8 protein-coding genes are annotated in these 8770 nt (G+C 61.2%); all 8 read left to right on the top strand.

Going from position 1 to position 8770, the window contains the following annotated elements; translation table 11 throughout:
- The first annotated feature begins 176 nt into the window (after nt 1–176).
- The 8 genes from cdaA (at nt 177) to era (ending at nt 8448) form a co-directional block, all read left to right on the top strand.
- A complete protein-coding gene (cdaA, locus tag AXF19_RS07055; RefSeq protein ID WP_066846868.1) occupies nt 177–1016 on the top strand; it encodes a diadenylate cyclase CdaA in 840 nt (279 codons plus the stop codon).
- The gene (locus AXF19_RS07060; RefSeq protein WP_066846869.1) at nt 1013–1945 is read left to right on the top strand and encodes a CdaR family protein; all 933 of its coding nucleotides are present in this window, start codon (nt 1013–1015) and stop codon (nt 1943–1945) included. The genes cdaA and AXF19_RS07060 overlap by 4 nt, the downstream gene beginning before the upstream one ends.
- Nucleotides 1942–3537 carry an NAD(P)/FAD-dependent oxidoreductase gene (locus AXF19_RS07065; protein ID WP_066846870.1) on the top strand — a complete coding sequence of 532 codons (1596 nt, stop codon included), beginning with the start codon at nt 1942–1944 and terminating at the stop codon, nt 3535–3537. Before AXF19_RS07060 ends, AXF19_RS07065 begins: the two co-directional genes overlap by 4 nt.
- Before the next feature lie 45 nt (nt 3538–3582).
- Nucleotides 3583–4938, top strand: a complete 1356-nt coding sequence (gene glmM, locus AXF19_RS07070) for a phosphoglucosamine mutase (RefSeq protein ID WP_066846880.1) — start codon at nt 3583–3585, stop codon at nt 4936–4938.
- Nucleotides 4938–5843 carry a DMT family transporter gene (locus AXF19_RS07075; protein ID WP_066846884.1) on the top strand — a complete coding sequence of 302 codons (906 nt, stop codon included), beginning with the start codon at nt 4938–4940 and terminating at the stop codon, nt 5841–5843. Before glmM ends, AXF19_RS07075 begins: the two co-directional genes overlap by 1 nt.
- A 280-nt stretch (nt 5844–6123) precedes the next feature.
- On the top strand, nt 6124–7104 hold the full coding sequence (locus AXF19_RS07080; RefSeq protein WP_066846888.1) for a PhoH family protein: 981 nt from the start codon (nt 6124–6126) through the stop codon (nt 7102–7104).
- Entirely contained in the window at nt 7094–7555 is a 462-nt protein-coding gene (gene ybeY, locus AXF19_RS07085; protein ID WP_066846889.1) for an rRNA maturation RNase YbeY, read from the top strand. Before AXF19_RS07080 ends, ybeY begins: the two co-directional genes overlap by 11 nt.
- Nucleotides 7552–8448 carry a GTPase Era gene (gene era, locus AXF19_RS07090; RefSeq protein WP_066846892.1) on the top strand — a complete coding sequence of 299 codons (897 nt, stop codon included), beginning with the start codon at nt 7552–7554 and terminating at the stop codon, nt 8446–8448. The genes ybeY and era overlap by 4 nt, the downstream gene beginning before the upstream one ends.
- The last annotated feature ends 322 nt before the right edge of the window (nt 8449–8770 follow it).

The following is an 8770-nucleotide window of genomic DNA, read 5'->3' on the forward strand; positions in this document are numbered from 1 at the left end:
GTTCGGAATCCTTTTGACGGAGGACGAAATTTTTTTTTCGGAATACGACAGGTCACAAGGATTTTCGATATTCGGAGAGAATTTTTAAAATATAGCAGTGATGTACGAGAGAAGGGCATCGCTGAGGGATGTATTGGAGGACATACGAAAGGGAAGCGTTTTCCTTGGGGGGTCTTATGCCGCTTGATTTTACGATGCCGACGCAGTTTCGCGGCATTCTGTCGACGATTACGCTGCTGGATATTCTCGATATCCTGATCGTAGCGTTCATTCTCTACCGCGTCTATGTCATGCTCGAGGATACGCGTGCAATCACGCTTGCAAAGGGCATTCTCGTGCTCCTCGGCGTGACGGTGGTCGCGAGCTATTTTGAACTGCATGTGATCTCATGGCTCCTGCAGAAGTCCGTGACGCTGCTCTTTGTCGCGCTGCCGATTGTGTTCCAGCCGGAACTGCGGCGTGCACTCGAGCATCTCGGGCAGGGGCGTTTTTTCCGTGCGGGCGGACTCATGGACGATGAAGAGGCACAGAGTACAATCCGTGAGATTCGCAGCGCGGTGAAGATTCTCTCAGCGAACAAGATTGGCGCCCTGCTCGTCATTGAGCGCGATATGGGGCTGAACGATATCAGCGCGACGGGCATTCAGATTGACGGTCTCATTACGTCGGATTTCCTCATGAATGTGTTCATCCCGAATACTCCCCTGCACGACGGTGCGGCGGTGATTCGCGGCAAGCGCCTGATTGCGGCGGGCTGTCTCCTGCCGCTCACGGAGAACCGTAGTCTCTCGACGGAGCTCGGGACGCGGCACCGCGCCGCGATCGGTCTCTCGGAGCAGTGCGATGCGCTCGTCGTGGTTGTGAGTGAGGAGACGGGGACGATCTCGATCGCCGAGAACGGGCGGATTCACCGTCATCTGGACGGAGATCAGCTGACACATATTTTGACGCCCGCCTTTGCATATGGGGCGCGTTCGTCGATTCTGGATATGATTCGGAGCTGGAGGAAGAAATGATGACGAGGCTTCGGAGTATTGTGCAGCACAACCTTCCCGCGAAGATTGCTGCCATCATTGTGGCGGTTGTGCTCTGGCTCTATGTAATGAACGATCAGAACCCCGCGATTGAGGGCAGCTATACGGTGCCGGTGACGATCGAGAATGCGCCGGACGGCTATCTGATGAATGCGGCTGCGGATACGGTGTCGATTCGCGTGCGCGCGCCGCGCTCCTTCTTTGTTGCGGCAGACCGCAGCGATTTCCACGCACGTGTGAATCTCGCTGACTTCACGGAGGGAGACAGGGACTATACGGTTGAAACGACGATTCCGTACGGCTTTGAGTTGCTGGGGGTTTCGCCGGACAAGATTATGGTGAATTTGGATCGTCTGGTACAAAAGACGTTCAGGGCGGAGCTGACGCTCAGCGGTTCGCCTGCGTCGGGCTTTACGGTGGATAGGATTGTGCAGGACAGTGAGGCTGCAACGGTCGAGGGGCCGCGCAGTCTCGTCAATCAGGTTGTGCACGTTGTAGGGCATATCAATCTGCATGGGCAGTCTGCCGATGATCGTGTGACAGTGAGTCTGGTCGCGTTGAACAGCGATGGACGTGAGGTTGCGGGGGTGACGATTGCGCCCGCCGCGACAGAGGTCACGGTGAAGCTGGCGCGCGGCCTCACACGCAAGGTGGTCGAGGTGCAGCCGCGCCCGCGTAGTGACCTCCCGCCGAATCTGAAACTCGAAGGGGTCAGCGCCGAGCCGGCGCGCATTGAGATCGCGGGCACAGAGGATGTGATCAGCAAGATCTCGAGCATCAGTACGGAGGAGTTCTCTCTCGCAAATGTGCGTGAGACGGAGAAGCGACAGGTGCAGCTTGCACTGCCCTCCGGTGTGACGGTGACGAACCCGAATGTGACGGTGGAGATTAAAGTTGGAGCAATGAAATGATTCGCGTGAAAAATCTGCGCGTTCCCTATGACGATACGCGCCCGCTCGCAGAAGCTGCAGCGGAGCGTCTGAATGTATCACCCTGTGCCGTGCACGGGGTGATTGTCGTTCATAAGGCGCTGGATGCGCGGCGCAGGCGCGGCGCGCCGATTGTATGGGGCTATACCCTCGATATCTCTGTGGAGAAGGAGCGCGCTGTGCTCGCGCGGCTGCGGCGGGACAAGGATATTATGCCGGTGCCTGTCGATACGCCGCTGATGATCCCGCGCGTTGGGGGCGGCGGTTTGCGCCCCGTCGTCGTGGGATTCGGCCCTGCGGGCATCTTTGCTGCGTGGGCGCTTGCACGTGCGGGCTGTGCGCCGCTCGTCCTTGAGCGCGGGCAGGATGTGGAGCGTCGGACGGCGGATGTTGCGCGCTTCTGGCAGACGGGGGGGCTCGACCCCGCGTCGAATGTGCAGTTCGGCGAGGGCGGCGCGGGGACGTTCTCGGACGGTAAGCTGACGGCGCGCAGCAATGACCTGCGCATGCGCGAGATCATCGAGGCGTTTGTCGCGGCGGGCGCGCCCGAGGAGATCCGATACCTGCAAAAGCCGCACATCGGGACGGATGTGCTGCGGCGCGTGGTGAAGAATCTGCGCCGTGAGATCATCCGCATGGGCGGAGAGGTGCGCTTCGGCGCGCAGGTGACGGGCATAGAGCTGCGCGCGGGACGGCTCGCGGCGCTCGTTGTGAACGATGCGGAGCGGATTCCCACCGATGCCGCCTTCTTTGGTATCGGGCACTCGGCGCGCGATACGTACGCCATGCTGCATGAGGCAGGTCTCGCGATGGAGGCAAAGGCGTTTGCCGTCGGGGTGCGCATCGAGCACGCGCAGGCGTTCATCGACCGCATGCAGTACGGTGCGGCAGCGGGCAGTCCGCAGCTGCCCGTCGCCGACTATGCGATGACGTACCGCGACGAGGCGGGCGGGCGCGGTGTGTACTCGTTCTGTATGTGCCCCGGCGGCATGGTGGTCGCGGCGGCGTCGGAGGCGGGGCGGCTCGTGACGAACGGGATGAGCAACTATCGCCGCGACTCTGGGATAGCGAACAGCGCCCTGCTTGTGCAGGTGACACCTGCGGACTGGGGCGGTGATGTGCTCGGCGGTATCCGCTTTCAGCGGGAGATGGAGGAGCGTGCGTTTCGCCTCGGCGGCGGGGACTATTGTGCGCCCGTGCAGTCCGTTGGCGATTTCTGCGCGGGGCGGACGGGCATGCGGGACTTTGCCGTTACGCCGACGTATGTGCCGGGCGTGCACCCTGCGGATCTGCGTGCGCTGCTGCCCCCTGCGTGCACGGCGTCGCTCGCGCGTGCGCTTACATTTTGGGAGGCGCGTGTGCCGGGATTTGGAGCGGCGGATGTGCCGATGACGGGCGTGGAGTCGCGCTCGTCTGCGCCCTGCCGCATTCTGCGCGATGCGGCGACAATGGCATCGGTCTCTGCGGCGGGGCTGTACCCCATTGGCGAGGGCGCGGGCTATGCGGGCGGCATTATGAGCGCGGCACTCGACGGGCTGAAAGCCGCGCTTGCATTTTTGGGAAATATGAAGTAGATTATAAAGATAAAATAGCGATAATGTTTCAATAGGGGGCTGTTCATGGTGAGACTTTTTGGTACGGACGGCGTGCGCGGTGAGGCAAATACGGAGCTGACGCCGGAGCTGGCATATCATCTCGGTCGTGCGGCGACGCTCTACTTCGGTGCGCATTCGGAGGAGCGCCCGCGCATCCTGATTGGACGCGATACGCGCATCTCGGGCGAGATGTTCGAGGCGGCACTGACATCGGGCATCTGCTCGGCGGGCGGCATCGCGTTGCTTGCAGGCGTGGTGCCAACGCCTGCGGTTGCCTATCTCGCGCGCGAGCACAGGATGCAGGCGGGCATTGTGATCTCCGCCTCGCACAATCCATTTTCCGACAACGGGATCAAATTCTTCGGCGGGGACGGCTACAAGCTGCCGGATGCGGTGGAGGACGAGCTCGAGGCGCTCGTGCGCCGCTTGCAGACGAATGACGATGCGGCGCGCCCGACGGGCAAGGCAATCGGCATTGTGGAGTACCGCGACGATCTGCTCAATCAGTATATTGACTACGTGGTGGGCACGTGCACGGAGCGCTTCGACGGCATGAAGATCGTGCTCGACTGCGCGAACGGTGCCGCATACGAGGCGATGCCGAAGGTGCTGCGCCGCCTTGGTGCCGAGGTAAAGGTGATCCACGCGCTGCCCAACGGCGTGAACATCAACGACGGCTGCGGTTCGACCCATCTCGACTCGCTGCGGCGCACGGTACTCGAGCATCATGCAGACATCGGCATCGCGCACGACGGCGACGCGGATCGCTGTCTTTGCCTCGATGAGACGGGGGCGCTGATCGACGGCGACCACATCCTCGTTGCGTGCGCCTCGGAGATGATCCGTGCGGGGCGTCTGCCGCACAAGACGGTTGTGACGACGGTGATGGCGAACATCGGCTTCCACAAGGCAATCGCGGAGCTCGGCGGCCGTGTCGATGTGACGGCGGTCGGCGACCGCTATGTGCTTGAGTCCATGCGTGCAAACGGCTATACCATTGGCGGCGAGCAGTCGGGACACATCATCTTTGCCGAGCATGCGACGACGGGCGACGGACTCATCACGGCGTTGCAGGTGCTTGCAGCGCTGCGCCGCAGCGGAAAGAAGGCGTCGGAGCTGAATGCCATGATGACGACCTATCCGCAGCTCCTTGTGAATGTGCGCGTGAAGACAAAGGCGGGCTGGGAGGAGAATCCCGCGATCCGTGCCGCCATCAAAGAGGGCGAACGCATCCTCGGCAGCGAGGGGCGCGTGCTCGTGCGTCCCTCGGGGACGGAGCCGCTGATCCGCGTGATGGCGGAGGGCAGCGATCAGAACCAGCTCGAGGAGGTCTGCGGCGCGATCGTGGAGGTCGTGAAGCACGAGCAGGGAGAGGCGTAATGTCCCATCTCTCCGCCGTTCTGCTCGTCTTGCTCGCGGGTACGATGTGGGCGGCGAGCGGCACGGCGGCGCAGCATTTCTACACGCAGTCTACGCATATCCCCATCGAGTTGACACAGGTGCGGCTCTTCCTCTCGAGCGCACTCTTCTTCCTGCTCGCGTATTGGAGCGGGGGCCTCAGACGTGGTATCCGCTCTCTGCGGCGCGATCCACGCCTGCTCGTTCAGCTCGCGATTCACGGCATTCTCGGGATCATGATTGTGCAGTTCTCCTATTTCATGGGGATTGCGGAGGGGGATGCAGCGGCGACGACGGTCATCGGCTACACGAGCCCCGCCATGATGATCCTCTATCTCGCCGTGCGCTGGCGGCGTCTGCCGTCGGCGGCGGAGACGGGGACGGTCGTCGCGGCGGTGGCGGGGGTGTTCCTCCTCGTGACGGGCGGTGATATCGGGCGGCTCTCCGTGCCGATGTCCTGCGTCATTTGGAGTCTCATCTCGGGCGCGACCTTCGTCTTTGCGATGATCTATCCCGTGCGCTTGCTGCGGCTCTTTGACCGCTTCTTTCTGCTCGCAGTCTGCATGCTGATCGGCGGCATCTCGCTCCTGCCCGTGACACAGGTGATTTTCGATGTAGGCAGTTTTTTCACGGCGGAGACGTGGCTTGATCTCCTCATCATCATCGGACTTGGGACGATTGTCGCCTTCTTTGCGTTCAATGTGGGGCTGCGCTGGCTGAGTCCCGAGGAGACGGCAATCACGGCGACAATCGAGCCGGTGGCGAGCGTTATCTTTGCGTGGCTCATCTTTGACACGCATTTTGTCATGATGCAGGTCGTCGGGATTGTGCTCGTCATTGCAGCGATTCTGACACCAAATGTGTTGCGAAAATGTGGCGCGGCCTGAAATAAAAACAGGGTTCTATGATAAATGTTACGGAATGCCACCGTGCGCACTCCCCGCAAACGCTTAGTTACGCAAGCGGTCGCGTTCTCGTTCGCCTAAATACCTGCGGACTTCTTAAACGCGCTACGCTTGAACGAAAGAAATCCGCAGGGGGCGAGTCGAACGCTATACTCCGCTTGCTCCACTAGGGTTTGCTTAGGAGCATCGCACGGTTCTGTTTCCGATTTTCCGTAACATATGACAAAGAGCCAAAAACAGTACTGATAAAGGAGGTTTGTTCTTGCAGGAGACGACGGAGACGATTGAGTTCAGGGATATGCATGAGGCGGCGGCGCTCCTCGGGGAACGTGACACGCTGCTGCAGTGCATGCAGGAGGTCTTTGCCTGCCGCATCGTGAGCCGTGGCACGGCGCTCGCCGTGACGGGGGCAGAGGAGGATGTTGTCGCCGCGCGCGTGCTCGTGCAGGAACTCCTCTTCTATCACAGGCAGGGTGCGAAGCTGACGACGCATGAGGTGAACTACGGCGCACAGCTTGTGCGCGCGGGGCGCGTGGAGGAGCTGCACGCCCTCTTTGCCGAGGTGCTGCTCGTGACGGCAAAGGGCAAGGAGGTGCGTGCAAAGACGCTCGGACAGCGCGACTATCTCGCGAAGATCCGGCGCAACGCCGTGACGCTCGGCGTCGGCCCTGCGGGTACGGGCAAGACCTATCTCGCGGTTGTGATGGCGGTCGCAGCACTGCGCAACCGTGAGGTGAGCCGCATCATCCTCACGCGTCCCGCCGTGGAGGCAGGCGAGCATCTGGGCTTTCTGCCCGGCGATCTGACGGAGAAGATCAATCCCTATCTGCGGCCGCTCTACGATGCCTTGCAGGACATCCTCGGCGCTGAAGGCTATCAGAAGATGATGAGCCGCCAGCTGATCGAGGTTGCACCGCTCGCCTACATCCGCGGACGCACACTCGAGGACTCCTTCATCATCCTCGACGAGGCGCAGAATACGACGGGCGCGCAGATGAAGATGTTTCTCACGCGCCTCGGCTTCGGCTCGCGCATGGTGGTGACAGGCGACCTCGAGCAGGTCGACCTGCCGCGCGGCACGGTGTCGGGGCTGAAGCAGGCGTGCCAAATCCTAAAGGGGGTGCGGGGCGTCGGCATCGTGCGGCTCGAGCCCGTGGACATCATCCGCCACGAGGTTGTGACGCGCATTGTCGAGGCGTACGGCGCGTGGGAGAAAAAGCGGGGACAAAAGCATGGAGATTGAGATTCGCTGCGAGCCCGAGGATCTGCCCGTCTCCGAGGAGGAGCGGGAAGCCGTGCGCCGCGCGATTTTGGCGGTTGGACGGCTCTACGACGTGGAGGACGCCGAGGTGAGCGTAACGCTCACGGATGACGCGCACATTCACGTCATCAACAGGGAGTATCGCGGCGTTGACCGTCCGACGGATGTCATTTCCTTTGCCCTTACGGAGAGTGAGGAGCCGGAGATCATCGGCGGCGGGGCGCATGAAGTGCTTGGCGATCTCATCATCTCGCTCGAGCGCATGCGGGCACAGGCGGCGGAGTACGGGCATACGGAGCTGCGCGAGCTGTCCTTTCTCACGGTGCACGGCATGCTGCACCTCCTCGGCTACGACCACATGGAGGAGGAGGAGCGGCTCGAGATGGAGGAGGAGCAGCGCCGTGTCATGGAGGAACTGGGAATCACACGATGAATGGACATAAATCGGGCTTCGCCGCCGTGATCGGGCGGCCGAATGTTGGAAAATCCACATTGATTAACGCGCTCATCGGGCAGAAGATCGCCATCATGAGCGACAAGCCGCAGACGACGCGCAGCCGCATCCTCTGCATCCTGACGGAGGAGGACGCACAGATCATCTTCCTCGACACGCCGGGCGTGCACAAGCCGAAGCACAAGCTCGGTGACTACATGGCAAAGGCGACGGAGGGGGCGCTGCACGGCGTCGATGTCGTCGTCTTCGTCGTGGACGTGACGGAGAGGATGGGGGCGGGCGAGCAGTACATCCTAAAGCAGCTTGCAAATGTACGCGTGCCCGTCCTGCTCGCCGTGAACAAGGTGGACTGCATCCCGCGCGAGGAGAGTCTGCCCGTGATTGCAAACTATGCAAAGACGTACGACTTTGCGGGCATTGTGCCGATCTCCGCGCGCGAGGGGGAGAATCTGGACGGGCTGCTCGGGGAGATCAAGAAGTATCTGCCCGAGGGACCACAGTACTATCCCGCCGATATGGTGACGGATCAGCCCGAGCGGCTGATTGTCGCCGAGCTTGTGCGCGAGAAGGTACTGGAACTGACGCGGGACGAGATCCCGCACGCGGTTGCGGTCGACATCGAGGAGATGACGACGCGCGCGAAGGGCGATGTCTACATCCGCGCCGTGATCTACGTCGAGCGCGAGTCGCAGAAGGGCATTGTCATCGGTGCGCGCGGGGCGCTCCTCAGGACGATCGGGCAGCGTGCGCGCGCCGATGTGGAGACCCTGCTCGGGTCGAAGGTCTATCTCGATCTCTGGGTCAAGACGCGCAAGGACTGGCGCAATCGGGCAAACGCCCTGCGCGAATTCGGATTTCACGAGGACATATGAAAAAGTCTCTTTGTCATATGTTACGGGAAAACGAAAACAGCGCCGTGCGATGCTCCAAAGCAAACCCTAGTGGAGCAAGCGGAGAAAAGCGTTCGACTCGCCCCCTGCGGATTTCTTTCGTTCAAGCGAAGCGCGTTTAAGAAGTCCGCAGGTATTAGGGAATCACGAACTCAATGATGCCGTTCAGATTGGTGCAGATTTTTCGTCCTGTCAAGAAGATAAACCGCAGGCATAGCGGTGGCTATGCTGAGGATTTATCGACGCAGAGAGGGCGGAAAAGATGTGCCAAGATGAATGGCTGAATGAGTCCGTGATTCCCTCA

Source organism: Selenomonas sp. oral taxon 126, assembly GCF_001683335.1.
Lineage (GTDB): Bacteria > Bacillota > Negativicutes > Selenomonadales > Selenomonadaceae > Centipeda.

What these genes read in the sequence shown, in the direction of transcription:
- era (WP_066846892.1), top strand. Translation starts at nt 7,552, where the DNA reads ATGAATGGACATAAATCGGGCTTCGCCGCCGTGATCGGGCGGCCGAAT.
- AXF19_RS07065 (WP_066846870.1), top strand. Translation starts at nt 1,942, where the DNA reads ATGATTCGCGTGAAAAATCTGCGCGTTCCCTATGACGATACGCGCCCG.
- ybeY (WP_066846889.1), top strand. Translation starts at nt 7,094, where the DNA reads ATGGAGATTGAGATTCGCTGCGAGCCCGAGGATCTGCCCGTCTCCGAG.
- AXF19_RS07060 (WP_066846869.1), top strand. Translation starts at nt 1,013, where the DNA reads ATGATGACGAGGCTTCGGAGTATTGTGCAGCACAACCTTCCCGCGAAG.
- AXF19_RS07075 (WP_066846884.1), top strand. Translation starts at nt 4,938, where the DNA reads ATGTCCCATCTCTCCGCCGTTCTGCTCGTCTTGCTCGCGGGTACGATG.
- cdaA (WP_066846868.1), top strand. Translation starts at nt 177, where the DNA reads ATGCCGCTTGATTTTACGATGCCGACGCAGTTTCGCGGCATTCTGTCG.
- glmM (WP_066846880.1), top strand. Translation starts at nt 3,583, where the DNA reads ATGGTGAGACTTTTTGGTACGGACGGCGTGCGCGGTGAGGCAAATACG.